This is a genomic window from Actinoplanes couchii (assembly GCF_016862075.1).
Lineage (GTDB): Bacteria > Actinomycetota > Actinomycetes > Mycobacteriales > Micromonosporaceae > Actinoplanes > Actinoplanes couchii.
In genome coordinates this window covers 1-25390 of record NZ_BOMG01000139.1, presented here as the reverse complement: position 1 = coordinate 25390, position 25390 = coordinate 1, and the positions used below count along the sequence as shown (strand labels likewise).

The 25390-nt window shown below is 67.3% G+C and carries 25 protein-coding genes and 1 pseudogene; 11 read left to right on the top strand and 15 right to left on the bottom strand.

Annotated features, from left to right (window positions below):
- Positions 1-21 precede the first annotated feature (21 nt).
- On the bottom strand, positions 22-576 hold the full coding sequence (locus tag Aco03nite_RS50800; RefSeq protein WP_203810163.1) for a transposase: 555 nt from the start codon (positions 574-576) through the stop codon (positions 22-24).
- A 333-nt stretch (positions 577-909) separates the two neighbouring features.
- On the opposite strand from Aco03nite_RS50800, the gene Aco03nite_RS50795 reads away from it, so the two are divergent.
- Positions 910-2784 carry a hypothetical protein gene (locus Aco03nite_RS50795; RefSeq protein ID WP_203810160.1) on the top strand — a complete coding sequence of 625 codons (1875 nt, stop codon included), beginning with the start codon at positions 910-912 and terminating at the stop codon, positions 2782-2784.
- A gap of 85 nt (positions 2785-2869) precedes the next feature.
- On the opposite strand, the gene Aco03nite_RS50790 is transcribed toward Aco03nite_RS50795, so the two are convergent.
- The 7 genes from Aco03nite_RS50790 to Aco03nite_RS50760 form a co-directional block, all read right to left on the bottom strand.
- Positions 2870-3154 carry a hypothetical protein gene (locus Aco03nite_RS50790; protein ID WP_203810159.1) on the bottom strand — a complete coding sequence of 95 codons (285 nt, stop codon included), beginning with the start codon at positions 3152-3154 and terminating at the stop codon, positions 2870-2872.
- 262 nt (positions 3155-3416) lie between these two features.
- Positions 3417-3962, bottom strand: a complete 546-nt coding sequence (locus Aco03nite_RS50785) for an HAD domain-containing protein (RefSeq protein ID WP_203810157.1) — start codon at positions 3960-3962, stop codon at positions 3417-3419.
- Positions 3963-3982: 20 nt separating this feature from the next.
- Positions 3983-4660 carry a class I SAM-dependent methyltransferase gene (locus Aco03nite_RS50780; protein ID WP_203810154.1) on the bottom strand — a complete coding sequence of 226 codons (678 nt, stop codon included), beginning with the start codon at positions 4658-4660 and terminating at the stop codon, positions 3983-3985.
- The gene (locus Aco03nite_RS50775) at positions 4657-5571 is read right to left on the bottom strand and encodes a phosphotransferase family protein (protein ID WP_203810152.1); all 915 of its coding nucleotides are present in this window, start codon (positions 5569-5571) and stop codon (positions 4657-4659) included. Before Aco03nite_RS50775 ends, Aco03nite_RS50780 begins: the two co-directional genes overlap by 4 nt.
- A gap of 85 nt (positions 5572-5656) precedes the next feature.
- A complete protein-coding gene (locus Aco03nite_RS50770) occupies positions 5657-6406 on the bottom strand; it encodes a hypothetical protein (RefSeq protein WP_203810150.1) in 750 nt (249 codons plus the stop codon).
- 169 nt (positions 6407-6575) lie between these two features.
- Positions 6576-7205 (bottom strand): HAD-IA family hydrolase, encoded by a 630-nt coding sequence (locus tag Aco03nite_RS50765; protein WP_203810148.1) that lies wholly within the window; start codon positions 7203-7205, stop codon positions 6576-6578.
- Positions 7202-8557, bottom strand: coding sequence for a helix-turn-helix domain-containing protein (locus Aco03nite_RS50760; protein WP_203810146.1), 1356 nt, complete (start codon positions 8555-8557; stop codon positions 7202-7204). The genes Aco03nite_RS50765 and Aco03nite_RS50760 overlap by 4 nt, the downstream gene beginning before the upstream one ends.
- 483 nt (positions 8558-9040) lie before the next feature.
- Between Aco03nite_RS50760 and Aco03nite_RS50755 the strand changes: the two genes are divergently transcribed.
- Complete coding sequence (locus Aco03nite_RS50755; protein ID WP_203810144.1) at positions 9041-10096, top strand: hypothetical protein; 1056 nt, start codon at positions 9041-9043, stop codon at positions 10094-10096.
- A gap of 36 nt (positions 10097-10132) precedes the next feature.
- Here the strand turns inward: Aco03nite_RS50755 and Aco03nite_RS54980 are convergent.
- The 4 genes and pseudogenes from Aco03nite_RS54980 to tgmA all read right to left on the bottom strand — a co-directional run.
- Positions 10133-10278, bottom strand: a pseudogene (locus Aco03nite_RS54980) (IS5/IS1182 family transposase); the annotation flags it as partial.
- A gap of 412 nt (positions 10279-10690) precedes the next feature.
- Positions 10691-11830: an ATP-grasp peptide maturase system methyltransferase gene (gene tgmC, locus Aco03nite_RS50750; protein WP_203810142.1), complete on the bottom strand. Its 1140-nt coding sequence runs from the start codon at positions 11828-11830 to the stop codon at positions 10691-10693.
- A complete protein-coding gene (gene tgmB, locus Aco03nite_RS50745; RefSeq protein ID WP_203810140.1) occupies positions 11808-12764 on the bottom strand; it encodes an ATP-grasp ribosomal peptide maturase in 957 nt (318 codons plus the stop codon). The genes tgmC and tgmB overlap by 23 nt, the downstream gene beginning before the upstream one ends.
- Positions 12765-12770: 6 nt before the next feature.
- A complete protein-coding gene (tgmA, locus tag Aco03nite_RS50740; protein WP_203810138.1) occupies positions 12771-12995 on the bottom strand; it encodes a putative ATP-grasp-modified RiPP in 225 nt (74 codons plus the stop codon).
- A 330-nt stretch (positions 12996-13325) separates the two neighbouring features.
- On the opposite strand from tgmA, the gene Aco03nite_RS53890 reads away from it, so the two are divergent.
- A complete protein-coding gene (locus Aco03nite_RS53890) occupies positions 13326-14486 on the top strand; it encodes a helix-turn-helix domain-containing protein (protein ID WP_239146118.1) in 1161 nt (386 codons plus the stop codon).
- Here Aco03nite_RS53890 and Aco03nite_RS50730 read toward each other — a convergent pair.
- On the bottom strand, positions 14441-14896 hold the full coding sequence (locus tag Aco03nite_RS50730; RefSeq protein WP_239146117.1) for a transposase: 456 nt from the start codon (positions 14894-14896) through the stop codon (positions 14441-14443). The genes Aco03nite_RS53890 and Aco03nite_RS50730 overlap by 46 nt on opposite strands.
- The gene (locus Aco03nite_RS50725; protein ID WP_203810136.1) at positions 14821-15366 is read right to left on the bottom strand and encodes a helix-turn-helix domain-containing protein; all 546 of its coding nucleotides are present in this window, start codon (positions 15364-15366) and stop codon (positions 14821-14823) included. The genes Aco03nite_RS50730 and Aco03nite_RS50725 overlap by 76 nt, the downstream gene beginning before the upstream one ends.
- An 86-nt stretch (positions 15367-15452) precedes the next feature.
- Here Aco03nite_RS50725 and Aco03nite_RS50720 point away from each other — a divergent pair, with 86 nt between their 5' ends.
- The 8 genes from Aco03nite_RS50720 (at position 15453) to Aco03nite_RS50685 (ending at position 23587) form a co-directional block, all read left to right on the top strand.
- Positions 15453-15794, top strand: coding sequence for a hypothetical protein (locus tag Aco03nite_RS50720; RefSeq protein WP_203810134.1), 342 nt, complete (start codon positions 15453-15455; stop codon positions 15792-15794).
- A gap of 21 nt (positions 15795-15815) precedes the next feature.
- The gene (locus Aco03nite_RS50715; protein ID WP_203810132.1) at positions 15816-16193 is read left to right on the top strand and encodes a hypothetical protein; all 378 of its coding nucleotides are present in this window, start codon (positions 15816-15818) and stop codon (positions 16191-16193) included.
- 945 nt (positions 16194-17138) lie between these two features.
- Entirely contained in the window at positions 17139-17702 is a 564-nt protein-coding gene (locus Aco03nite_RS50710) for a hypothetical protein (RefSeq protein ID WP_203810130.1), read from the top strand.
- 8 nt (positions 17703-17710) lie between these two features.
- A complete protein-coding gene (locus Aco03nite_RS50705) occupies positions 17711-18847 on the top strand; it encodes an efflux RND transporter periplasmic adaptor subunit (RefSeq protein ID WP_203810128.1) in 1137 nt (378 codons plus the stop codon).
- A gap of 337 nt (positions 18848-19184) precedes the next feature.
- Positions 19185-19871 (top strand): ABC transporter ATP-binding protein, encoded by a 687-nt coding sequence (locus tag Aco03nite_RS50700; protein ID WP_203810127.1) that lies wholly within the window; start codon positions 19185-19187, stop codon positions 19869-19871.
- Positions 19868-21055 carry an ABC transporter permease gene (locus Aco03nite_RS50695; protein WP_203810125.1) on the top strand — a complete coding sequence of 396 codons (1188 nt, stop codon included), beginning with the start codon at positions 19868-19870 and terminating at the stop codon, positions 21053-21055. The genes Aco03nite_RS50700 and Aco03nite_RS50695 overlap by 4 nt, the downstream gene beginning before the upstream one ends.
- 22 nt (positions 21056-21077) lie before the next feature.
- Positions 21078-21761, top strand: coding sequence for a response regulator transcription factor (locus Aco03nite_RS50690; RefSeq protein WP_203810123.1), 684 nt, complete (start codon positions 21078-21080; stop codon positions 21759-21761).
- Complete coding sequence (locus Aco03nite_RS50685; RefSeq protein WP_239146116.1) at positions 21758-23587, top strand: sensor histidine kinase; 1830 nt, start codon at positions 21758-21760, stop codon at positions 23585-23587. The genes Aco03nite_RS50690 and Aco03nite_RS50685 overlap by 4 nt, the downstream gene beginning before the upstream one ends.
- Before the next feature lie 749 nt (positions 23588-24336).
- On the opposite strand, the gene Aco03nite_RS50680 is transcribed toward Aco03nite_RS50685, so the two are convergent.
- Positions 24337-25359: a hypothetical protein gene (locus tag Aco03nite_RS50680; RefSeq protein WP_203810121.1), complete on the bottom strand. Its 1023-nt coding sequence runs from the start codon at positions 25357-25359 to the stop codon at positions 24337-24339.
- Positions 25360-25390 lie beyond the last annotated feature (31 nt).

Here is a 25390-nt window from a genome sequence, read left to right as displayed (position 1 = left end):
GGTGCGTAGTCCGTCGGGGAACTAAGAGTTGAGTCGTAAGTGTTCGATTCGGTGGTTGTAGATTGCGATGACGGCGCTGATGGCGTGGTCGATGGTGGTTCCGCGGCGTCGGATTTGGTGCATGATCTGCCAGTCTTTGAGGCGGGCGAGGACGTGTTCGACGGTGGCTCGGTGTCGGCGGTGTAGTTGCCGGGTGTGGTCGCGGATGATCTTTGCGCCGGCTCCTCGGGCGGGGGTGGTGACGCCGGGCAGGGATTGGTAGGCGCCGTCGGCGAGGATCTGTCGTGGCGGGGTCGCGAGTAGTTCGGGTTGGGCTCGGACGGCGATGATGTCGTTGCGGTTTCCTGGCCGGGCGGCGCCGGCCGCGATGATGGTCCGGTCGCAGCGGCGGGTGACGACTTGCAGGTTGATGCTGCGCCGGTAGTTTTTCGAGATCGCGGCCCGGTGCTGGTCGTGGGCGGGGATCAGGGTGCCATCGAGAATCCACGTGCATCGCCGGCCATGATCGGGGTGTAGCCGGGGTTGCCGCAGGCTGGCGAGGACCGGGAGCAGGTGTCGGTGGATGCGGACGATCATCGACTGACTCACCTGGAAGATCGCGGTGAGCGCGCGGGTGGTCAGGTTGGTGGGTAGGCCGGCGCAGGCGATCAGGAGCCGGTCCGTGAATCGTGAATCGCGATTCGTTGCGTGAGCGTGTGGAGCTGTTGTTCGTCGAGGCCGGTGAGTGGGATCAGGTGGTGGTAGTGCGGGCCGATCTTCACATGTTGATCTTCTGTGGGTAGGCTCTCTATCTCGAACTGGTGTGCGACTCGGTGGGGGTGCGGGGTGACGGATACCGATGTGGTCCGTCGGTCCCGCGGGAAGTCGAAGCAGAAGAATTGGCGCCGGGCGAAGGATGCGCCGACGGCGGTGATCCGGCTCGAGGTCGACACCACCGACCCGGTCACCCGGCGCCAGGTTGAGAAGCTGTTCGGGGCTACGTGGCAGCTGCGACGGGCGTTGCAACGTCAGGCCGGGACGCGGGTGGACGCGTACTGGGCTGCCGGTCGTCTGCGGTCCAGTGAGGACGGGCCGAAGCTCGCCCGGGAGCGGTTCGGCCTGTCACGGTCCAGTCTGGAACAGGCGGCGGCCGGGCATGTGGACCGGTCGGGGTGGCTGGGCCGGCACCTGACCAAGGCCCTCGCGATGCACCTCGCGGACGAGGTGTGGGAGACCGTCGACCGGCATCTGTTCGCCGATAAGATCGGGAACCGGCACGGCCGGCCGCGAGTCGGTACCTGGTGGGCCTCAACCCGGATCCCGGGCCGTGCCCGGTCGCACACGAAGCCGAACACGTGGGAGACGTTCCGCCTGGTCGGCTCCCTGGACGCCTACCGGACCACGTTCCCGGCCCAACGCCCGTCCCGGATCCCGGTGCCGGCACGTCCGCCGGGACTGCGCGGCTGGTGGGATTACGACGGCCCACTCACGGTCGTGTTTCCCGGCGCCGGCCCACGCCCGGACCTGGTCCTCCCGGTCCGACTGCCGCACGGCCCGGCGAAACAGTCACGCTTGCAGCATTTCCTCGGTCGGCCGCAGGTGTGGCACAAGATCGACCTGGTTCGGGTCGAAGACCCGAAAGCGCCTGGTGGGTGGCGGTACTACGCCCATTTGATGATCCTCGACCACGGCTGGACCAGCCCGAGCGTCCGCGAGCAACGAGTTGCTGCGCCACGTGACCGGGTTGGTGGGGTCGACGGAAACGTCTCCAACCTTGCGGTGGCGTCCATGCCTGCGGACCCGACCGCGCCGGGCGGCCTGCACACCAGCATGGTCGCGGTCGACGATGTCCAGCGGGCGGCAGCCGAACAGGTACGGCTGACCGCCCGGCGCCGTCAACGGGCGCTGGACCGGTCCCGACGCAACAGCAACCCGGGCCAGTACGAGCTGTCGAAGCGGCAGCAGAAACGCGCCACCCGCCGGGCGGATGCTGGACTGCTCGTCCGGCAGGTCCCGACGCCGCTCGGGCCGAGGGTTGCGAACGCGGCCGGAATCCCGAAACAGGCATACCGCCGCGACCGGCTGTCGGCCGCGTACCGGCGCCGGCGGGCCGAGCATGCGGCCGCCGGCCGGTCGGGAACACAGGCGAAACAGGCCCGGGCTCAGCATATCGCCCGGACCGTGGTGACCGAGCACGGCCCGAACCTGGTCGTCGAACACACGAACATCCGCGCCTGGGCGAAACTGTGGGGCCGCGGGATCGCGCTGTTCTCACCAGGCATGCTCATCGCCGCCCTCAAGCTCGAGTGCGCTGTGGCCGCCGGCCAGCTACTGCGGGCCGGGACCACGCAGACCGCACTGTCTCAGCAGTGTCCGTGCGGCGTCCGGGCGAAGAAACCCCTCGGCCAGCGCACCCACCGGTGCGGGTGCGGGATTGTCGGGGACCGGGACGTGGTTGCCGCGGCGATGGGCGCCTGCGTCCAGCTTGCTGACCCCGACCAGCCGGGCACCGCCCGGATCAACGAGACCCTCCGGGCCGCACTCGCAGCCCGGATCGCATCAACAGGGCTGCAAGAGGTCCTGGCAAGGTCAACCGCGACCACCGGCACGCCACCACGGGTACCGGCAGGTACGGCAGCTCCCCACCAGCGGCGGGGAGCCTCTGCCGAGCAAACACGAGCCGTCACTACAGGCCGGACCGCAACCCCCGATGAGACACCGCGCAAGCGGCGACCACGCGGGAACGCCAGAGCCAGAAAACTACACGCCGTAGACCCCGGCGTGGAGTTACGACTCAACTCTTAGGAGATCTGACCGCGGTAGCCGAGGTCGAGGATCTTCCAGTTGACCAGATGCGAGATGGCACGTTTCACAGCTGCACGCTGGCAGTTCAACGCTCGGTTGCAGCTGAGGCGGTGAACATCCCGCTGTCGTACCGAGCGCCGCCGATCGGGGTTCCGGTCTCGACGATCCGACCGTCAAGTTCGGCAATGACCTGCACGTTCATGCCGGACAACCGATGCTTGCCGGGGAACAGGTCGGTATGGTCAGCGCGTTCGCCGGTCGGCGCGACGAACCCGTTGAGCAGCACCGCACCCAGCCGTGCCCGCTGCACCGCCTGCGTGGTGACCTCGGCCATGGCCCGTTCCAACAGCGGCCTGACCGTGCGGAACACCCGCGGCATCGTCGACTGTGAACATCCGAACAACCTGCCCGCGAGGTCCTGGACATTGTCGTGCCGCAGCAGGAACCTCGTCAGCACTACCGCCCGGATGCGGGTCCAGGACCTTGCGACGGCCCTTTCTTCGGCTGCCAGTCACCCATAAGGGTGGACGCCGCCCCAGAGGGCAAGGGGCACACCGCGACGACGACTCCGCAGACGGCCATGACAGCTGGGCTGTGTAAGAAGCGGCCGGTGCCGCCGGCGTTCAGGCTTCTCAGGCCGATGCTGTGCCTCGGGCCACGCTGGCAGCCCAGGTCAGGGCGCTCTGGATGTGTTCCGGGCGTAGGCCCTGGTAGGGGTCGGGTTCAATCAGCAGTGTCGCGGCGCCCCGGGTAGTGCGGTTGTTGGCCCATTGGTGGTCGAGGGTGGTGAAGTCGTCGTCGATCCAGACGGCGGGTGCGTCGGCGAGCCAGGGTTCGACGTGGTCGCGTTTCCACAGGTAGCCGTCGGGGTGGCTGGTGGTGATCGGCAGGCGGGGGAGCTCGATGTGCTCGAAGGCGGGAAGGCCGATCAGTGGCCCGATCTGGTGGGAGGCGTCGATGCGCCAGCTGGTGCACCACACCGGCTGTACGAGCCCGGTGTTGATGGCGTCGGTGATCAGGGGGCCGTGGGCCGGGTTCAGCCAGACTTCGATCGGGTCGGGGCAGCCGGTCAGGTGGACCTGGTGGCACCGGTGGGTCGCCGGGATGGATTTGTCGGCGTCCGGGAAAGGGATCAGCACGCCGTCGATGTCCAGCAGCAGGTATGGGATCCGGTTCATCCGGCCGCCCTCCAGGGTGATCAGTCGGGTTGGTGTGCGGTGATCAGCAGAGTGGTGGGCCACCGGGTGTCGGCTGGCGCCCGAATGTGCAGCATGGCGGTGACTACCAGTCCCGCCCGGTTCACCGCGCGGGTCCACGCGCCGGGTTCGATGTCCCACTGTTCGAGCAGCTGGGTGGTGCCGTCTGGCAGCATCGCCGTGGTGCGGGTAGGCGGGGTGAGCGGTATGGTGCCGGTGCGTTGCGGGTGCGGCACGCTGAATGCCAGAACACCCCGTCCGGTAAGTCGGCGCGAGCATGCGGCGAGCAGCCGGGTCGGTTCGGTCATGCCGATCGCGCCGAAGACCGAGACGATCGCGTCCAGGCTTGCGGAGCCGCTGCCGAGGTAGGTGAGGGCGTCGGTGTTGAGGAACCGGGCTCCGGTGTACTGGTAGTGGGCGACGGCCCGCCGCATCTGACCGGCGCAGCTGTCCACACCTTCGACGGTCGCGCCAGCGGCGGCGAGGTGGGCGGTGGTGTGCCCGGCCCCGCACCCGAGTTCCACGATCCGCCGGCCGGTGAGGTCCCCGCCGAGAATTTCGGCGCCGGGACCGATACCCGGCCGCTGGGTCCATTCCATCCTCTGCGGTGGCTGCCGCGGTCCCGGCGGTTCGTTGGCGAGGCGGTGGGTGGCGTGGGCGTCCCAGAAGATCGGGGTCACGGTTTCAGGTGTCGAACGGCTGTCGTCAGGTGCTGGCGGACCACGTCGATGTACACCTGGTCCTGGGACGGGTCGTTGATCCAGCGCAGGGCCTGCTCCATGAACCACTCGACCACCCAGACGCGGTGCCAGCCCAGCGCCCAGTCAGGTGCGGCGAGGCCGCCGCGGTCGGCCAGGGCATCGCGATGGCCGCCGTCAGCGATGTACTTCTCGATGTGGTGGTGCAGCCGGGCGGGATCGGGGGCGTCGATGGTGCCGTGCCAGGAGACGAGGTCAAGCAGGCCGGGTCCGGTGAACGCACGGGCGAAGTCGAGCAGCCGCCAGCCGGTCGTGCCGATGTGCAGGCTGGTGGGGTGGAACTCCGAGTGGACCCACCCCCACGGCTCGGTCGTGGCGCCCGCAGCCCGTTTCGCAGCGCCGGCCGTGAGAGCGTCCAGCATTCCGGCGATGTCGTCGGTGTCTGCCGTCCACCGGCCGTTGGCACGCAGCCGATATAGGTGGCCACGGGCCAAGACCGGCAACACGGCAAGAGCTTCGTAGTCCAGTTCCGCCAGCATCGGGTCGATGGTGGCGTGGTGCAGGGCGATCGCGGCTATGATGCCGTCCTCGTCATTGGCCTCTCGGGCCGTTTTGCCGAGGTCTTCAAGGACCATGCCCAGTACGCCGTCGCGGACGAGGGCGCCGATGACGGCCGGCACCGGGATCGCGGCGCCGGCAGCCGCCCGTAGGACCTGGTGTTCGGTGGTGAACGGTTCGGCCGCGTACTTGTAGATCGCGGTGGTGCCGTCCGGGAAGGTGAGGCGCTCCACCCCGGACAGCGACCACACGCGCACCGTGCTCCGGCGGGGCTGCGGCAGTCTGGTGCTGGTGCGGACGGCTGTCAGGATGTCGGTGACGAGCTGCGGATTCACGACGGGCTCCGAAGTAGGGAACAGACGGGCTGGAAGGTTGGTCCGGGACGGCTACCGTCCCGGACCAGAGGGACAACGCGGGTGGTCAGACGGCGGTCACGCGGTGGGCCTCGACCTGCTGGATCCACTCGTCCTTCATCCCGGCGAGTTCCACGGCGAACCTGGCCATCGAGGTGCCGTAGGCGGCGACGACTCCGCCGGACTGGTTCGGTGCGGACTGGCAGCCGTGCACGAGGCGCCCGCCGAGGGCGGTGTGGGCCTTGATGGCTTCGATGCGGCGGTACTCGTTGAACCAGCCGCCGTGGTAGACCTCGTCGAGCATCTGCCCTTCAGTCTTGGAGAGGTCGAACACGACGCCGGTGTCCGACGGGAAGAACCAGCACGGGCCGACGTTGGAGATGTGCCCGTCCAGCTCGATCTTGTTCAGGGCCATGAACGTCGCGGCCTCACGCAGCATCCTCAGGTGCTCGGCGGTGACCGCGGGCAGTCCCAGGGCGGCGAGGTGCTCGTCGCGGAACAGGTAGGAGTACACCTGGTAGGCGATCGTGAGAACTTCGCCGGCGTCGCGGGCCGGGCGAGCGTGGGTCCTCACGAAGTCCAGCGCAATCTGCTCGACCGTGGCGGTCTCGGTTTCCTCGACATGCAGCAGCTCGGCCTTGACGGTCTCCCAGTCGATGACGAGCCAGGAGCTGTTCTCGAAGCGGAAGAAGTAGTCGGCCGGGTCGATGGTGATGCGGGTGCCGGCAACGGTGATGCCGGGCAGGCGGTTCCAGCGCGGGTCGAACGCGTCGGGCAGGTAGGCGGTGATCGTTGCGGGTGTGACGGCGGTGGTCACCTGGATCTCCGTTCCGAGGAAGGGGCACCCTGCCGGGTGCTGGGTGGCCGTCGGCGGAGCGAGAGTTCCTGTCACGTCGGTCGGCGGCCTCACCGACCACCGTGCCGCCGGTGCGGCGTTCGCATCCGCAGTCTGGTTGCGGGCCCGCAACCAGACTGCGGATCACCCCTCAGCCCTGCGCGCTGAGCGGGATGCCGAGCAGGGCTTCCAGCCGTGTGATCGTGTCCATCGGGTTTTTCGCCAGGACGGTCGTGACGCCGAGGTCTTCGGCCGGGGCCAGGTTGCGGGCGGTGTCGTCGACGAACACGCAGGCCCCGCCGGGCAGCCGCATGAGGTTCAGCATGATCGGATAGATCGCGGGGTCGGGTTTGCGCATCTTGTAGTGCTCGGAGATCAGCACCGCGTCGTAAAGCCGGTCGATGTCGTATCCGGCGTACACGTCGTACGGTTCCAGGCCCAGACTGTTGGAGAAGATCCCCACCGTGATCCCGGCGGCGCGGGCGGCCTGCGCGGCGGCGATGACCGACGGCTCCGGGTGCAGGTTCTCCAGGACCCGGCCGAGCAGGCCGGTGCCGTCGATCCCGAGCAGCGCACCGGTGCGTTCGTTCCACTCGATCTGGCTGATCGCCCCGCGTTCCAGGTCCGCGTACAGGGCGGCCCCTTCGGGGTTCTTGGCGATGATCGACAGGAAGGTGCCCTCCGGCAGCCCGGCCCGGCGGTCGAAACCGGTCGCGCAGGCGGCGACGCTGGTGGTCAGCACCCCACCGAAGTCGAGGATCAGGCCGGTACGGCGGCTCATACAGCACTCCCGGAGGTTTTGAGCAGGGTTCGCGTATCGATCAGATGTTCACCGAGACTGCGTGTCCCGGCCGTCTTGTGCGCCCTCAAAGTGCGGTGCAGGGCGGTGACCCGGCGCAGAGTCTCCCGGTGCTGTACCTGGGCGACCAGCAGCAACGCGGCGTGGCCGTCCTCGCAGGCGGCCTCGACGTTCCCGGCTCCGGCGTGCGCCTCGGCACGGGAAATGCACGCGGTGCCCCGGTGCCGCAGCATCTCCGGCGACAGCAGCTCGAGCGCCTTGTCCAACGCTGGCAGCGCTTCCGCGTAACAGCCGAGCCGGACCAGGTCGCTTCCCTCGTACGCATCGGCCTTGGACAGGTCGAACCAGGCGATCCCACCCCACCGCTCGTCGTCCATCGGCCCGGACAACAGGATTCGGGCTTGCTCCAGGCAGGTGCGGAAGCCGTGCATGTCACCGGTGCCGGAGTACATCTCGGAAGCCACCGCGTTCGTCCACGCCCGCATCCGCCGCGACGCCCCACGCCCGGCGGTGTCCACGGCGGCGAGCGCGTAGTCCAGCCCGTCAACGGAGTCGCCGCGGAACGAGGCGCGGAAGGCCCGGCCCGCCAGAATCAGGGCGGCCAGCTCCGAACTCTCGATCTCCTTGGCGACCTGATAGCCGAGATCCATGTACGCGTCGGCCTGTCCCGGGTCGCCGAGGTCCAGCGACTGCAGGGCGCTGGCGAGGGCGGCCATCTCGGCCAGGTGCGCCAGCAGCGAGTTGCGCAGGTAAGCTGGCTGATCCTTCGGCCGTAACGACACGACCAACTGGACCTGGTCGTGAGCTACCGGGACCAAGCTGGACGCCGGGAACGACTTGTAGGACCGGCGGTAGCTGGCACCGATCGACCGCAACTCGTTCACCGTGGCCTGATCCAGGATCCCACCGGACGGGCGCCTGATCTGACTCCGGGCGTCCGGCGAGAGACCGGCGATGGCTGCGGTCAGGCCTGCCAGGGATCCGAGCGTGAAGGAACGTCGCAGCACAGTCTCCGAGCTTTCCGTATCAGCGGACGGCCCGGAGGACGGCCCGTGCTGTCCCTCAGTGACGGGGCCGGGTGACCGGGTCTGCTGTGGGGCCGACGAAGTCGTGTACCGCATGTCGAACGCCAGGACATGGCCTACCGGCAGGCCGAGGGCACGGGCCATCCGTTCGGCCATGGACACGCTGTCCAACGCGGTGACGCCGCGCTCGACCTGGCTCACCCACGACTCGGACCGGCCCACCACGGCCCCGAGTTCGTGCTGGAGCAGGCCTTTACGTCTCCGGCCTTTTTCGATGCGCCTGCCAATGATCTTGTCGATCTCCGCCATCGGACACACCCCGAAGATCCCGACCGCGTCGACATGGACGCGCGTCACTACAGAACGACACCGTACCTGCCCAAGCCGAACCGTTAGCAGAGCTCTCTCACCCGGTCTTGCGGGCCGGGGCCCCCAAGATTTCCTTGAGGCAGCGCGAGAAGCAGGGACGGAGGCCTGGCGCAGCGGGCAAGACATCGACAATTGTCGGCGACTGACCAGATGCGGCTGCCGATGCGCACCTCGGGATTCGCCGATGAGGAAGAGCGGCAGGCGGCGACAGATATCTACATACCTGCAGGAACTCTATTTTCAGGCAGAACTGACGCGAAGCATCTCCCTGGCCGTCATGTGTGGCTAGGACACAAAAGGCCCCGGCACTCAGGGCGCCGGTCATCCTCGGCCCGGTCGATGACCGCGATCTGTTCGTTGAGTTCGGCCGGCGTGGCAACCTGGGCCGTCGTCGGCCGGGTGTGAGCCCATTATGATCTTGTGATGGTGGCTGCTGACGACGACCGGTTCGGCACGGGCCGGGCGATGATCGCCGCCCAATGGGTGGCCGCGGTGCTGGCGATCGTTGCGGGTATCACCGTCACCGTACGGCTCAACGCGGTCGCCGACGTCCACGAGCCGTGGACGTCGTGGCGGTCGGCGATCCGCGACGACGGCTTCAACCTGTTCGTCACCAGCGCCGCCTGGATGCTGTGCGGGGCGATCCTGCAGACCCCGCTCGCGATCGCGCGAGGGGTCAGTGTGCTGTCCGGGTGGATCGCGGTGGCCGTGCTCAGCGTGTATCACCTGGCCGTGCTCGCGCTGGCCGCCGCACTGGCCGGATTCGCACCGGTGATGGACCCCGCACTCGGCCGTGGTGACCCGGGCTCGATCTTCGGGGCGATCCTGATCGTGCTGCTGTTCGGATTCTCGCTGGTGGTCGTCAGCGGGGCGGTCTTCCGCCCGGTCGAGCCGGGGGTGCCGACGTGGCGGCTGCTGTGGCGGGGCAACTTCCGGACCGGTGTGGCGATCACCGCGTTCATCAGCTGGCTGATGGGCATCGTGTTCCTGTTCCTCCTGCTGATCTGGTGGCTGGGCGAGTCCCGGATCCCGCTGGTACCCGAGTCCGGCACGACGGTGATGGCGGTCGCGATCGTCCTGGCCGGCCTGACCGGGCTGCTCCCCGTCGGCTGGGCGGTGTGGCAGAAACGGGAGGGATCGACCGGCCGGGCACTGCTGCGCGACGGGCTGCTCTGGCTGCTGACGGCCGTACCGGCGATGATCCTGCTGTTAGGGCTCCTGCTGTCACAGATCGGGCGGGCCGTACCACCCGGGCCGGCCATCTTCCTGGCCGTGCTGGCGATCGCCGCCCTCTGGAAGACCGGCGGCTGGGTCAACCAGAGAGGCCTCCGCCGATTCCACCGCCCGCCCTCGGCCACGAACCCGGCGGCATCCCCGGACAACACCGTCGAACCCCCGAAAAGCAGCACCGAGCCGAAGCCACCCGTCCCCGGACCACGACGGCGCCCACCCCGCCGGGCCCCAGGCACCCGCCGCTGACCAGCGGAATCGAGGGCGCAGTACCGTGCTGTCCACGAGCAGCCGGATCCTGGTCATCGCTGTTTCGAGATCGTCGGCGCTCGCGGCGAGAAGGTCGATGGCTTCGCGGACGTACCCCCTGCGATCGTCACACCGATCTGGAACCCGCAGACCAGACGGGTCAGGGTGTCGCCGTTACGCACGATCTGCCCGGTGACTGTCGAGGTGAAAGCTCCACCACTCGCCTGAAGATCATCAGGCATGCTCATCGGCTACTTATCTACTGGTGGCGCGACCGCTGCCCGGCCAGGCATGGTCGAGGTGACCTGCAGAGTCACTCTCTTTTCGGCTGTCCACCTGCATCTTGGGTGTGGCTCAGATTTGGCATGTGCCCTGCCGGTCACTGCGGCGAGGAGAGGCTCCAGAGGGGTATGCCCAGCTCAAAGTAGCGCTGCCCTCCCGTCGACACCAGGTCGGAGCAGGGAGGACGAGACAGATGCCCAATGTCGTCATCGGAGTGGACCCACACAAATGGTCGGCCACCATCGAGGTCTCGACCAGCAAGAACGTGTCCTCGGCAAGGGTCGGTTCGGCACTGATCACGACGGCAATGAGTCACGAGTGTCGCCACTGAATGTTGCTGGGATCGTCCAGCCAGAAGCTGTGTTGGCCGGTAGAGGTGGCAGTCAAACCGAGTCGACCGCGGGTGGGACGCCCTGCCTTTTCCCACAGGGAGTAGACGTGTTCGACCTCGTCCCAGAGACGGCGTGACCCGAACTGCTCGACCGTGCCCGCGGTGGTGTCGAGCATCGACCAAGAGCCGCCGGCGGCGAACAACCACGTCTGTAGACCACCTTCTTCTGGGGTGAACCCGAGCCAGGTCACCACGGGAACCCGCAGTGCTATCCACAAGGCGATCTCAGGTTCGTGCAGCACTTCGCCGGGCACTGTCGCGGGCCGTGAGACGCCCGTTTGCTTGGCCGCGATACTCAGTGCCTGCCTTGCTTTGGCAACCGACCGGACCGGCATGAATCCGCCGGCCTCCGGCAGGAAGAGTCCTTGCGCAATGCCGTCGTCGACGTTCAAGCGGACGAGGGGGCCTCCGCCGAGGTCGCGCCAGAGGCTGACCACGATCACGCCACCATCCCGAACCTGGGACAACCACGCCGCGGGAACACCCGGCACGGACACCGTGGCAATCAGTCGGTCGTAAGGAGCCCCACTCCCCCATCCTTGTTGCCCGTCGCCGACCACCGTGGTCGGTTGATGCCCGGCCAGGTTCAACCGCTGACGAGCGACAGCGGACACGGTCGGATCCACCTCTACGCTGGTCACCTTGTCGGCGCCGAGCCGGTGCGACAGGAGGGCCGCGTTGTAACCGGTACCCGTGCCGATCTCCAGCACACGCTCGCTGCCGGCGAGGCTCAGGGCGTCGAGCATTGCCGCCATCAGGCTCGGTTGTGTGGAGCTGGATGTGGCTTCGCCTGCGAGTGGCTCGGTGTTCGGCGTCGGGGTGATGGCGCCGTTGAGTTGGGTCGTCAGGGTGGTGTCGGAGTAGACGGACTCCCAGTAGTCCGGGGATCCGGTGTCGGCGGCCCGCCATCGGCCGTCCGGCAGCGGGTGGAAGAACGCGGGAAGGAAAAGATGCCGGGGCGTTTCGATGAATGCCTGTCTCCAGTGCGGATCCGCCAGGTAGCCGTCAGCCTCCAGCGTGTCGACGAGGCGCTGCGCGTTATTCCACCAGAAGTTGGTCATGCGGGCCCCTCTCGAGCGCGTCTGCGATGGCCGCCGCGATCGGCAAGCCGGTCTCATCCTCGATCCACGCCCACTGGCCGTTCGGGTTGGCTTCGAGGAATACGTACTCGCCGTCCGGAGTGACCACGAAGTCGAGTGCAGCAAAACGCAGACGGTGGAGCTGCATGAACACCCGGACCTCGGCGGCGACCTTACTCGGCAATGTCTCCTGGCTGTAGCGGAGCTTCCGGTAGTCCGAGCGCCAGTCGATATGTCCTTCGGCTGTCAGTGCGTCGATCCTGGCGGTGAATATTCGGCCGTCCACGACAGTCACTCGCAGTTCGTGCGTCTTGGGTATCTGCTGCTGGAAGAGGTGCGCGGTCAGGGTCACCGACCCGTCCAGCGTAACGGGATCGATCACGCTGGTGTAAATGATGCGCCCGTCATCGAGCAGGCCTCCACTGAGTGGTTTGTAGATCACGGGCCCGCACTCGGCAGCGAATTCGCGTGCGTGGGCGGGGTCGTTGGTGATCAGCGTCGGAGCGACTGTCAGTCCCGCCTGAGCGGCGACGGCCAATTGCAGTGGTTTGTGCTCAGCAGCCCGGATGTCATCGGGATGGTTGAGCCACGGCAGTGCTGCCAAGAGTCCTCGCAGTCCCGCCGTGGCCTCCTGTCGCACCCAGTCGGCGTTCGGAACGGCGGCGGCAACCGTGATCGGGGTCGGCCGCCGCCACCAGGCACATACCACGTCCTTGAGATCCAGCACCCGAGATCCGGTGTCAAGGTGCCCGGTCCATCCGTCACGGCCGAATCGAGCACGCACGGCCAGCGCACCGGGAAAGGCGGCGGGATCGCACCGGAAGACCGCGGTGCCCCGCTCGTTCAGCTCCATGATCACCGCGTCGGCGGTGATGTCGAACTCGTCGGTGAAGACCGCCACGGTGCGCTGGGGCATCGGTGATCAGTCCTCGGTCCGGTCGGCGTCCTTGTCAGCGCCACCCTTGTTGTCCTGCCCCGCTGTGTTGGTTGAGGTTTGACCCGTGGAGTGCTTCAGCGCGGGCATTTCCACACCGTTCTCGGTGATCATGCTGATCTGCCGGTCCGGGTCGAAATGGATACCCGACCAGTCCACAGGAACAGGCACCGGCCGAACCGCATGACGCAGACCGAAGGCGACAACAGTCATCAGCGTCCCTTTCCTTGAGGGGATATTGATATGGAAACAGACGGGGCGCTCAACCATCCGGCAGCGCGCACCGATCGTGACGGCCCCGGTGCACTGACACGCTTCGCGACTCATTCGATCGAGGCACACTCGACCCAGCATCAACGACTCGAAGACCCCTGCACCGCGCCTGCTCTGCCTCCACTACGAGACACCTTAAGAAAACAGCGACTTCAGTCGATACGACAGGGCATGGGTGAGGCGTCTGTGATGCATCTCGGGCGCCTGTCTGGCACGGACCTCGAAGTCCCGTAGGCTGCCCTGTGGGGCCCGGATCCAACGGAGGTGCTCGTGGCATCCAGGCGCAGCCTTCTCATCCGTCGCCGCGAAGAACTCGGCCTGAGCCAGGAACAGTTGGCCACTCGGATCCAGACCGACCGCACGACGGTGGGACGCATCGAGCGAGGCGAGACCTCACCCCAGCCACACACCCGCAAGCAGCTCAGCGACGCGCTACAGGTCAGTCCTGAGCGCTTGACCGACCTGCTGACCATCGACAGTTCCAAACAAGATCTCAACTCACCGGCGCCTCCTATCTCCGGCGGCGTCGTGGCCGAAATCCACGCGACAGGTGCCACCGACATGTATCGCCGTAATCTCCTCAGGCTGCTCAGCGTTGCAGCGACGATGGCGCTGTTACCACCGCACGATGATCTCGGCACCGCTGAGGGCATTTGGCGTTCCCGAGACACTGATCAGCTACGGCAACTCACCGACAGTCTGTGGCAGACCTACGGCTTGGCCACGAACAAGCAGCTGGCCTATCCCCTGGTAGAAGACCAGCTGCGTTGGCTGATCACTGCGATCGGCGAGACCCGCTCCGAAGCCGAACGCCGCACATTGTGTGTGATCGCCAGTGAGCTGTTCCAACTGGCCGGAGAGATCCTCTTCGACGGCAACTTCTACACCGATGCGCTCGCCTCCTACGGCCATGCCGCGTCAGCAGCTAAAGAAGGCCGGGCGTACGACCAATGGGCCTGCGCGCTCGTTCGGCACGGTTTCGTGAGCATCTACGACCATCAGTATCAGGAAGCATCCAACATCCTTGACGCCGCCGTCCGGATCGCCGACCGAGGGGACAGCCAATTACCCACGCGTCACTGGGTAGCCGTCGTCAAGGCGCAGGTCTCGGCATCCATGAACGACATCAGCGGATGTGAGACCGCCTTCGAATCAGCACAGCGAGTCACCGGACAGCGAAACTTGATGATCCCTGGGGGTTGGCTGCGCTTCGACGCTAGACACCTTTTGCGGTCAGGGTCTGGCTGGGGCTGGTGGGGACAGTCCGGTCCCGGCGAGGTATCCGTCGACCAGGTCGTGGCGGTACTGCATGCGTTTGAGCCGGTTCTTCACCGCTGCGGCGAGAGCGGTGACGGTGCGGACGGCGTGGTTGGCCAGGCTGCGTTTCATCGTCGACCAGACCTTCTCGACCGGGTTGAGTTCGGGGCGTAGGCGGGTAGTTCGTAGACGCGCAGCCAGCGCCGTCGGGCGATCGCGGCCCGTATGGCCCGGGTCTTGTGGAGTGACAACCGGTCCCAGATCAGTACGATCGGGCCCTGAAGTTGCTGGTGAGCGGCATCGAGCAGGCCGATCAGCTCCGGTTCGCGGAACCCTTTCTGTTCGCCTTTGCGGCCGTGGTAGAGCAGGGTGCGGTAGATCAGCCGGGATCGGTGGCCGGGCCGGTAGCAGCACAAACCGGCCACCGATACCCGTACGGTGCCTTTCGCGGTCACCTTGACGATCGGGGTCATGCCCTTCGGTGCCCAGGTCGTGGCCTTGGACGCTCTCAGTGTCTGCCCGCACTCGTCGGCGAAACAGATCCACGCGCCGCTTCTCGCGGCGACTCTTTTAGCGCCGGCCACCGGTACCTGCGCCAGTGGGCGATCGCGTCCTCATCGCGTTCGGCAGCGCGGTGCACCGGCATCTGCGCGGTGTAGCCGAGCCGTTGCATCGCCTGCCAGGCGGTGGTGATCCCGACCCGTAGGTGGAACATTGTGGCGATCAGCGCGACCACCCGGGCCAGGGTCCACCGCTGATCACCGCTGTGGCCGGCCGCCGCGGGACCGGCGTCCAAACGCTCGCGCAGCCGCTGCAACTGGGCGTCCGACAGCTTCGGATCCGGCCCGGAGGCGCCCTTGGAAGCCAGCGCGGCGGTTCCACCGGCGGCCCACGCCCGCCGCCACTGGTAGGCCGACTTCTCCGACACTTCCAGGATCTTCGCGACCCGCGGCGCCGGCACGCCCGCCGCGAACAGGCCCGCAGCCTGCCAGCGCACCTGCTCACGCCGTTCCCGCTGAGCCTGGTTCAGGCCACCGCCATCGCCGTACCGCATGCCTCCAGGACACCCGAAACCACCGAAACCGGTCGATCCCCCGAAAGCGTCGTCAATAGACCTGGCACAAACCTCCACCCCGAAAGATGTCTAGCCGCCTCGACGAGGAACGCGGAACCTGTTACCTGGCCCTCGGAAAATTCGAACTTGCCGCCGAGGCACTCTCCGGAGCACTCGAACAGACCGGATCACCACGACGCCGGGGAAGCCTGCTCACCGACCTCGCGTCAGTAGGCATCCACCGCCAGGATCCCGACGAGGTACTCCTGCACTCACATGCCGCCCTGGACCTCGCCGAGCAATCCCGATCGCCCGGCTACGTTGGCCGTAAGCTTCATACCCTGCGCTCCCAACTGGAGCCGATGCTCGCCGACAGACGTATCGGCTCCCTCCACGAGCGCATCAGTTGCGTCCTCGCAACAACCTGATCCAGACCAAGACGGAGACCCATGCCGACCGAACAAGGAAAGATCTTCCGCAACGCCTGGATCGCCGGCGTACGGCAGCACTACCCCGATGACCCCAAACCTGGATACGTCACACCGTGGGACGACACGCCAGATTGGGAGCGAGCAGCCGCAGCCGCCGTCTACGGCCAGGTCCTGACATTCATCGAAGTAAGCAACGGCGCCACCACGAAGCTCAGCCGAGAACAGCGCGGCCGCTTCATCGCCCTATGCTGGATCGCGCAGATCCACGCAGCTTTCGACGACCCCAAACCTACGTACGTCGCGGATTGGGAAGACCTGCCAGCATGGCAGCAACAAGTGGACGCCGACATCTTCGACGCGATCGAGCGGCACGCCGAAACCCCTGAGGCATGCTGAACATCTTCGAACCAGTAGTCGACGCGGCCGTTGGCAGGATGGCTGAACCACCAGCACTGAATGCGGTTCACCCCAGTGCACAGCACGCGAGGGCGCGACAGACCCGGCAACCCCGTGAAGGTTCTTCAGACCGGCAGCAATGGCCAGTTGCTCACCGGTAAACCGCTTCTCCGGCGCGTTCGCCAGAACTGCGAAGATCGCGTGGGCGTTCGCTGTCAGATGGCGGTAGACGCCTTCGGTGTAAATATCCTGATCTGTCGCATCCCAATGGTAGATCGTGCTGCCCGCGTAGGCACAGCGGGCGTATGCCCTGCACTGATCCTCGGCATCTTCGACGTCCTCTGCCCGCACCTGGTGACAGAACCGTGCGTACCGGTCGCCTTCCCCGAATAGAGGCCGACGTCAGCGACGGCTGCGTCATCCTCAATGACACCAGCAACCAGCAGTTCAGGCTCCTCGGCATCCCGGTCGACCAAGCCGATCACCGTGTAGGTTTTGAGTTGGACACGCACGCCGGTAGCAAGATCTACAGGGCTGTTGACAACTGTCATACCGCCCCTCATCGGTCCGCCGCAGGACGTTCTGAGGATCGCTGGCCACTCGAATAAGGCATTTCCTCGACCGCACAGAGGATCATCCCGGTGCAGCTGGTCGTACAGGCTCACAGCCGGACTCGAGAAGCCGAAGACAGATCCGATGGGACGACGCCGTCGATTTCGTGGTCGACTTCCCCACCGGCCTGCTGAACTTCGGTGAGATCCTCCACCGCGCAGACGAACTGGAACTGCGGGCCGGAGCGGGGCGCCACGCTGTAACCGTTCGGCATGCCGGCCGTGAGGCCGTGTTCCGGACTCTTTCAGAGCCCGGAGTCCGTCAACGGCATCTTCTTCCGGTGAGGAAGACGAGATGACGAATTGTTGACAGGCGGTCGCCATGCTGGCTGGCATGCGAAAGTTGACGATGACGGTTGCCGGGGCGGTTCTGCTGCTGTCGCTGGTGGCGTGTGGGCAGCAGGCGGACGAGTCCGAGGCGCAGGTGGCCGCGATTCCGGGCGCGACGGCCTCGGGCACCACGGCGGCCGCCGCGACGGGTAACGCCGACCGGACGTTCCCGCTGGGCGCGTCCCAGGAAGAGATCGACCGGATCTACGACGCCTACTACGCCTGCTGGACCCAGCACGGTGTGCCGTCGGCGCCCGACAGCGGCGGCCCGCTGCTCACTTACAAGCGGAACCCGAAGAAGTATCAGGCGGCCGTCGACGCTTGTGCCGACAAGGAGCCGCTGGACGCGCCGGAACGTGACCCCCAGCAGAACCCGAACTTCGTCGAGGACCTCCGCGAGGAGAAGGCCTGCATGGAGAGCCACGGCATCAAGATGGAGATCCGGGGCACGGGAAAGGAGTCCCAGCTCTGGGCGGTGAACGACAAGGCCAACATCGCCAAGGCGAACAGTGACGAGGGCATGCAGATCGCGCGTGACTGCGAGATCGCCGCCTTCACCCAGAAGTAGCGGACCCCGTGGTCAAGAAGATTCTGCTCGCCGGGATCCTCGGCGTCCTGGTGATCGGGGGCGGGTTCGCCGTCGTCCGGTTCCTCGACGACAGGGACGACGCCGCCGCGGCCGCCCGGCCGGCGGCGCCGACGGTCGCGACGGCCGAGGTGGTCCGGACCGACCTGTCGGACTACTGGACCGAGACCGGAACGGTCGGCTACCGCCGGCAGCGCACGCTGCGCGGGGTGGCCGCCGGGGTGCTGACCTGGCTGCCGAAGTCCGGCCGCACCCTCGACCGCGGCGACACCATCTACCGCGTCGGCGACCGGCCCGTCTCCCTGTTCTACGGGTCGGCGCCGCTGTTCCGCGACATTGGCACGGTCGGTCTCGTCGGCCCCGACGTCCGCACGGTGGCGGACAATCTGCGGGCGCTCGGCTACTCCGTCGGACAACAGCCGGCCCCCGGCACCGAGGTCACCCTCCCCGGGGCCGGCGCCGGCGACAAGACGGGCTACCAGGTCACCTTGACGGAGAAGGACGGCGTCTTCACCGCGGCGCTCAAGGACGCCGTGCAGCGCTGGCAGACCGACAAGGGCCTACGGCCGGCCACCGGTACGGTCACCCTCGGCGACATCCTGGTGCTGACCGGCGCCGTACGGGTGGGCGCGGCCGCCGCCCAGCTCGGCGACGACGCCACCGGCAATCTGATGGCGATCAGCGACGAGGCCAAGGCGGTCACGGTCGATGTCGACGCGAGCCGGGCCGACGACATCCGCGCCGGTCAGAAGGTGCAGATCACGCTGCCGGACAGCACGAAGACCGGCGGCACGGTGCGTACCGTCAGCACCAAGGTGCAGCCCAGCACCGCGGAGGCCGGCACGGAGGAGCCCAAGGTGCAGGTGGTCGTCGGCGTCGACAAGGCCTCGGCGATCAAGAACATCAGCTCGGCGGACGTCGAGGTCCGGTTCACCGGCACCACCCGATCCGGCGTGCTTGCCGTGCCGGTCGGCGCACTGCTCGCGTTGCGTGACGGTGGGTATGGCGTACAGCTGTCGGGTGGTGCCCTGACCGCGGTCGAGGTGGGCATGTTTGCCGACGGCATGGTGCAGGTCACCGGTGCCGGCGTGACCGCCGGCGCCCGGGTGGTGACGACGGCGTCTTGACATCTCCCCCAACTGAAGCAGGGGGATTCGACCCTCGCGGGTTGAGTTTTCTGCTTCAGCGACAACAGCCGACCCGGAACACCGGCAAGGGACGGTGGACCGCCCATCGGTCTTACATCATCTCCACAGACGTCACTTCCCGCCAGCCCGGCGGTAGACCCGACCGGCTTGGTTGTCACCGGCAAGGCACGAAGAAATTAGCACACCTGTCCACCTGCGCCATGCTGTGGGGTCGACGCCTGTCCGCCCTGCCGGCGAACCGGCCTTCCCCAGCCTGCTCCGCAGGCGATCCGCTTCCTCTCCGAGCTGAAGCCCAGAGCATCCACGGAGGATTCCGATGACCACGGTGCTGGAGATCGAGAACGCCACCCGGCGCTACGGTACGGAGGTGACGGCGCTGCGGGAGGTGTCGTTGCGTATCGACGCCGGGGAGTTCGTCGCCATTCTCGGGCCGTCGGGGTCCGGTAAATCCACCCTGCTCAACATCATGGGGACGCTGGACCGGCCGACCGAGGGTCGCGTCCGGCTCGGTGGGCACGATGTCGTGGCGATGTCCGATCGGGCGCTGTCGGCGTTGCGGGCCCGTTGGTTGGGTTTCGTGTTCCAGCAGTATTTCCTGACCGATGGGCTGACCGCCACCGAGAACGTCGCCACCGGGTTGCTTTACGCCGGCGTACGGCGCAGGCATCGAAGAGATCTGGCGCTGGCCGCGTTGGACCGGGTCGGTCTCACCCACCGTGCCGACCATCATCCGCGGCAGTTGTCCGGTGGTGAACGGCAGCGGGTGGCGATCGCCCGGGCCCTGGTCAACCGGCCTGCTCTGGTGCTGGCCGACGAGCCGACGGGGGCGCTCGACGTGGCCACCGGCGCGGCCGTGCTGGACCTGCTGAGCGAGCTGAACCGGGCCGGGACCACGATCGCGTTGATCACCCACGACCATGACGTGGCCGCCCGGGTTCCCCGGCAGATCCGCATATTGGACGGCCGCCTGGTGTCCGATCGGACGAGAGAATCTGTGCAGTGAGGCTCGGTGAGAAGGCGGCCGACCTGATCGGTCTGGGGCTGTTCGGTATTCGTACCCGCAAGGTTCGGGCTGTCTTGTCGGCTCTCGGTATTGCGATCGGCATTGCCACGCTGGTGCTGGTCACCGGGATCCCGGCGTCGAGCCAGCGGGCTCTGGACCGCAAGCTCGCGGCGCTGGGCACCAACCGGTTGCAGGTCACCCCGGCGCCGAACCATGATCCGCCGCTCAAGTTGCCGGTCGAGTCGGCCGACATGGTGGCGCGGATCGGTCCGGTGACCCGGGCCAGCGCCATCGGTGACTTCGGGCTGGATGTCGCTCGCTCGGACAGGACCGCGGACGGTGATTTCAATGCCATCGCCGTGGTGGCGGCCCGAACCGATCTGCTTCCGGCCATCGACGGGCGTCTGCGGCACGGCCGGTTCCTGGATGCCGCGATGCAGCGGCTGCCGACGGTGGTTCTCGGTGCGGTGGCGGCGCAGCGGCTCGGTTTCACCGGTGTCGATCTCACTCGGCCGTCCCAGGTGTACGTGGGCCGGCAGCGTTTCACCGTGATCGGCATCCTGGATCCGGTGGCGTTGTCGCCTGAGATCGATCGTTCGGCGCTGGTCGGCTGGGACGCGGCCGCCCGGTGGCTGCGTTTCGACGGCCATCCGACCAGGATCTACGTGCAGACCACGGACGCTCAGGTGGCCGCGGTGCGTGCGGTGCTGGCCGCTACGGCGAATCCGGAGCGGCCGGGTGACGTGCTGGTCAGCCGGCCTTCGGATGCGCTCGCGGCCAAGCAGGCCGTAACGGAGACGTTCCATTCGCTGCTGCTCGGGCTGGCGGGGATCGCGTTGCTGGTCGGTGGGGTCGGGGTGGCCAACACGATGTACATCTCGGTGTTGGAGCGGCGGCGGGAGATCGGTTTGCGGCGTGCGCTGGGTGCGAACCGGGGTCAGATCCGCACGCAGTTCGTGACCGAGTCGATCGTGCTGTCGATGCTCGGTGGGACGGCCGGGGTGCTTACCGGTGCGCTGGCGGTCGCCGGTTACGCCGTCTTCCAGGACTGGCCGGTGACGGTGCCACCGGTGGCGGCCGGCGCCGGGCTGGCCGGTGCTCTGGTGATCGGGGTGCTGGCCGGGGCGTATCCGGCGGTGCGGGCGGCCCGGCTGGATCCCACCGAGGCGCTGTCCAGTGTCTGAGCCGCGGCCTACGATCGCGGCCATGGGTGCGACGATCTTGATCGCGGACGACGATCCGCGGCATGCTGAGGGGATCCGCCGTTATCTGGTGGCCGCCGGGCACGAGACGATCGTGGTGCATGACGGTCTCGCCGCGTTGGAGCGTGCCCGGCAGGACCGGCCCGACCTGCTGATCCTGGACGTGATGATGCCGGGGCTCAGTGGTCTGGAGGTGTGCCGCACGCTGCGGCAGGAGTCGGATGTGCTGGTGCTGATGGTCACCGCGCGCAGCGACGAGAGTGATCTGCTGCTCGGGCTGGATCTCGGGGCCGACGATTACATGACGAAGCCGTTCAGTCCGCGTGAGTTGGTGGCCCGGGTCCGTACCCTGTTGCGCAGGTCCTCCCGCGGCGCGCTGCCGCCGGCGGCGCAGCGGCTGTTGATCGACTCGGCCACGCACCGGGTCACGGTCGACGGCAGTCCGGTGGAGTGCACCCGGGGTGAGTTCGCGATCCTGGCGGCCATGGCCGGTCAGCCGGATCGGGTTTTCAGCCGGGCTCAGCTGCTGCATCACACCCGCGGTATCGACCGTAATTCGACCGAGCGCACGATCGACATGTACGTGATGAAGTTGCGCCGCAAGATCGAGCATGATCCGCGGCGGCCGGAACTGCTGCTCACCGTGCACGGTGTGGGCTACAAGTTGGCGTTCGGTTCGGCGTCGTGAGCCGTGACCGGGTGCCGGTGCGGCACAGTCTGGTGACGCGTCTGCTGGTGACATCTTTGTTGATCGCGCTGGCTGCGATCTCCGCCACGGCCTGGCTCGCCGCTACCACCACCACCCGGGCGATCAGTCAGGAGCAGGGTGGGGCGGTGGCCGACGAGCGGGCCGTCTACGAGGTGCTGCTCGGTTACGCGGCCGGGCACGAGGACTGGTCCGGGGCGCAGACCCTGGTCCGTTCGCGGGCCGCCCAGCTCGGCCGGCGGATCACCCTGACCACCGACGATCGTACGGTCATTCTCGATTCGCCGGCCGGGCCGGAGTTGTCCGGTACCCGCCCGTCGGCGGTGCTGGATCCGCTCGATGTCGATCTGGGCCTGACCGGCGGTGATCAGCCGATCGATGTCCGGGCGGTCGGGCCGTACATCGTGCCGACCACGGACCGGTACCTGATGGGTGAGGCCGCCGAACAGGTGCAGAACTGTTTCCGCAAGGTCGGCTACAACAGTGTCGTCGACGTCGCGCCGACCGGCCGTCCCAGCGTCGTCACCACCAGCGTGCGCTCCGACACGGCGAGTCCGTTGACTCCGGAGGTGATCGAGTTCTGCTCGTTCGCTCTGGAGAGTCTGGTGAGCCCGATCGAGAAGAAGGCGCTGCTGGAGCTGGCGAAACTGACCGCGGCCTGCCTGGGGCTCGGCGAGCGGTCCGCCCAGCTGCGCATCACCCCGGACTTCCGGGCGTACCTCGGCAGGTGGCCCGTTGTGCGGACCTCCACCGAGTCGACCGAGGTCAGGCCGCCGTCGTCGCTGCAATCGGCGGGGCCGGCCACGACCGTACAGCAATGTGTGTCGTCTTCTAGAAAGATCCAATTGCGGTCGTACGTCGCTCCGCGGGCGCTGTTGTTCGTCACCGAACCCGGTGCCGGCCGCAGCACGTTGAGTCTCTCTGGTGCCAGTGTCACCAGGATCGTGTTGTTCACCGGGGCGGTGCTGCTGGCCACGGTCGTGGTGACCATGCTGGTCGGCCGGCGTCTGGTGCGGCCGCTGCGTAACCTGACCGACGCGGCGGAGAGCCACACGCCCGCTCTGGTCACTACGCGTGACGAGATCGGCCGGCTGGCCCGTGCCCTGAACGATTCCGCGGAACGCCGGGAGACCGCTGAGTCCCAGCGCCGTGCGATGGTCCATGACGTGGCGCACGAGTTGCGTACTCCGCTGAGCAACATGCGGATCTGGTTGGAGGCCGCCCAGGACGATCTCACGCCGACCGATGCTGATCTGGTGGCGATGTTGCACGAGGAGGCGCTGCTGCTCCAGCACATCATCGACGACCTGGGTGACCTGGCCGCTGCTGACGCGGGCACTCTGCGCATCCATCCGGAGCCGACGTCGCTGCGTGACGTGCTCACCCAGGTGGCCGACAGTCACCGCGGCAGCGCCCAGGCCGCCGGGGTGCGCCTGGAACTCGACATCATCGGGGATCCGGTGGTTTCGGCCGATCAGGTGCGGCTGCGCCAGGTGATCGGCAACCTGATCTCGAACGCCATCCGTTACACCCCGCCCGGCGGTTCGGTCACGGTCAGTGCGGATGACACGACGATTACGGTACGGGACACGGGCGCGGGCATCGCCGAGGACGACCTGCCGAAGATCTTCGACCGGTTCTGGCGAGCCGACCAGTCCCGCAGCCGCGCCACCGGCGGCAGCGGCCTCGGCCTGGCCATAGCTCGCCAGCTAACCGAGGCCCACGGCGGCACGATCGAGGTCCACAGCAAACCCGGCCACGGCACGCGTTTCACCATCCACCTGTCTTCCGCCCCGCCGCCGGCATGAAGGCGGCCCGCATGGTCGAGGCCGGCGGCAGGGTCGCGGCCCTTTGGATGGGACGCTGCCGGCCACAAACAGACTGGTACCGTGACCGAGGTCGAGCTGGTGCAGGCCGGATCGGTCGCCGATGTAGTGGATCATGCACGCCGGCACCGGCAGGTCGTTCTGCGTCAAGGGTGCCCACGACGACAACCCTTGTGCGTGGACACAACGCCGTGAGGCCCAGTTCAACCCACACATACCTCCCATCGCGGCCCGGCTACGGTGGCAGATCGATACCGCAGGATGGTCATCTTCCGCAGGAACTTCGGGAGCGGGAGGACGACCACCACCCGGGAGATACGCCGCCGGTACGGCAAACGGGGCTACGCGCTCATCGAGCAGGACCACCTCAGACGGGTCATCCTGCGCGGACGCGGCGGCGACGACCGGGTCTCCCCCGGCCAAATGATCGCCCGGCATCCCGGCCCGAGCGCCTGCTTCTACCCGAACGTGGCCTTCGAGGAAACTGACGACCCCCGGTGGTCGTCAGTGACCGGGGACTGGCTGCCGCACTCTGCAGGACCGCTGGTGCGGTTACGGCACCGGCACCCAGCGACGAGCCGACCTTACTCGAGATGGCTGCCGACGCCCGCGTACGCCACTACTTTGGCGGGACCGTCGACCGGGCGACCACCATCGCAAAAGCGACTCGCAAGGTGACCAACCCAGCCACTACCTGAGCAGAATCCGGACCTGAAAGGGCGCCTGGAGTATTAGTGGACGCCGATGTTACTAGCGAGACGGCGGAGCGCCGCCGGGGTCGGTGTGGGTGAGTACAGCAGGGTGGCGACCAGTTCACGGACGCTGGTTCGGTCGACCTCCTCGGGGGAGTGCCGGTAAGCGGCGAGGACGGCGTTGGCGGCTTTGTCTGCATTGCCGTGTCGCGACCAGGCTCGAGCGGTGTCGACGAGATAGCGGCCGAGCCGTTCTTGGGTGGGGATCGCGGCGGGATTGATGCTAGCGGCGTGCTTCAGTGCGGTTCCCGTGTTACCGAGCGCTGTGTGCACGCTTATCTGGTACATGACCGCGGCGGTCGCTCCGAACGGGAGCTCACTTGCAAGCGTTCGATGACCGTCAATGCGGGCGGCGGTCGTGACGACTTCTTGGAGGTACGTGTCGGCGTCGCTGGCGTTCCCGGTTTGAGCCGCGGTGTAGGCGGCAGTACACAGCAGGTTGCCGTAGGCAGCCAGGATCATCGGATCCGAACCGCTGATGTGGAGTTCCTGAGCGGTTCCGGTGAGTAGGTCCAGCGCTGCCGCATGATGGCCGTCGCGGCGCATGGTGATCGCCAGGATGTGCGTGGCGGCGGTGAGCACCAGATGGTCGCCGGAGGTAGTGGCGTGGGTGCGGCCGCGGTCGGCCATGGTGAGGGCGATCGCGTCGTCGCCGTGTTTGGTGGCCGCGTTGGAGGCCACCTGGTAGGCACGTGATAGTAGAGCCGTGGCGGTGTCACGAGCATGACCGGTAGTGGCGGTGACGGTGGCATGGAGGCGGGAGAGCAGGCTGGGCAGGTTTGCGGCGACGGCGGCGAACCTGGCATTGCTGTATGCGCGGGAAACTGCGGCAACCTCGATGCCGGCCTGCTGCAGGGTGAGCGGAACGGCTGGGGTCGTGGGCGCCAGGAGTAGCCGCTCGAAGCGCGGTCCGCTGGGGACCGGGACGGCGCTTGCTGAGGTGCTGGCAAGCGTAGTGAGGGCTGCGGCCCCAACACTGGTCAGTAGGGTGCGTCGTCTCATCGGATCACCACCTTCTGACCGCAGAGTAGGG

Excerpts from the sequence above, each read along its gene's own strand:
- Aco03nite_RS50800 (WP_203810163.1), bottom strand. The coding sequence starts at position 576 with ATGATCGTCCGCATCCACCGACACCTGCTCCCGGTCCTCGCCAGCCTG.
- Aco03nite_RS50785 (WP_203810157.1), bottom strand. The coding sequence starts at position 3,962 with ATGAACCGGATCCCATACCTGCTGCTGGACATCGACGGCGTGCTGATC.
- Aco03nite_RS50765 (WP_203810148.1), bottom strand. The coding sequence starts at position 7,205 with ATGAGCCGCCGTACCGGCCTGATCCTCGACTTCGGTGGGGTGCTGACC.
- Aco03nite_RS50760 (WP_203810146.1), bottom strand. The coding sequence starts at position 8,557 with ATGGCGGAGATCGACAAGATCATTGGCAGGCGCATCGAAAAAGGCCGG.
- Aco03nite_RS50755 (WP_203810144.1), top strand. The coding sequence starts at position 9,041 with ATGGTGGCTGCTGACGACGACCGGTTCGGCACGGGCCGGGCGATGATC.
- tgmC (WP_203810142.1), bottom strand. The coding sequence starts at position 11,830 with ATGACCAACTTCTGGTGGAATAACGCGCAGCGCCTCGTCGACACGCTG.
- tgmB (WP_203810140.1), bottom strand. The coding sequence starts at position 12,764 with ATGCCCCAGCGCACCGTGGCGGTCTTCACCGACGAGTTCGACATCACC.
- tgmA (WP_203810138.1), bottom strand. The coding sequence starts at position 12,995 with ATGACTGTTGTCGCCTTCGGTCTGCGTCATGCGGTTCGGCCGGTGCCT.
- Aco03nite_RS50725 (WP_203810136.1), bottom strand. The coding sequence starts at position 15,366 with ATGCGGTACGGCGATGGCGGTGGCCTGAACCAGGCTCAGCGGGAACGG.
- Aco03nite_RS50720 (WP_203810134.1), top strand. The coding sequence starts at position 15,453 with ATGTCTAGCCGCCTCGACGAGGAACGCGGAACCTGTTACCTGGCCCTC.
- Aco03nite_RS50715 (WP_203810132.1), top strand. The coding sequence starts at position 15,816 with ATGCCGACCGAACAAGGAAAGATCTTCCGCAACGCCTGGATCGCCGGC.
- Aco03nite_RS50710 (WP_203810130.1), top strand. The coding sequence starts at position 17,139 with ATGCGAAAGTTGACGATGACGGTTGCCGGGGCGGTTCTGCTGCTGTCG.
- Aco03nite_RS50700 (WP_203810127.1), top strand. The coding sequence starts at position 19,185 with ATGACCACGGTGCTGGAGATCGAGAACGCCACCCGGCGCTACGGTACG.
- Aco03nite_RS50690 (WP_203810123.1), top strand. The coding sequence starts at position 21,078 with ATGGGTGCGACGATCTTGATCGCGGACGACGATCCGCGGCATGCTGAG.
- Aco03nite_RS50680 (WP_203810121.1), bottom strand. The coding sequence starts at position 25,359 with ATGAGACGACGCACCCTACTGACCAGTGTTGGGGCCGCAGCCCTCACT.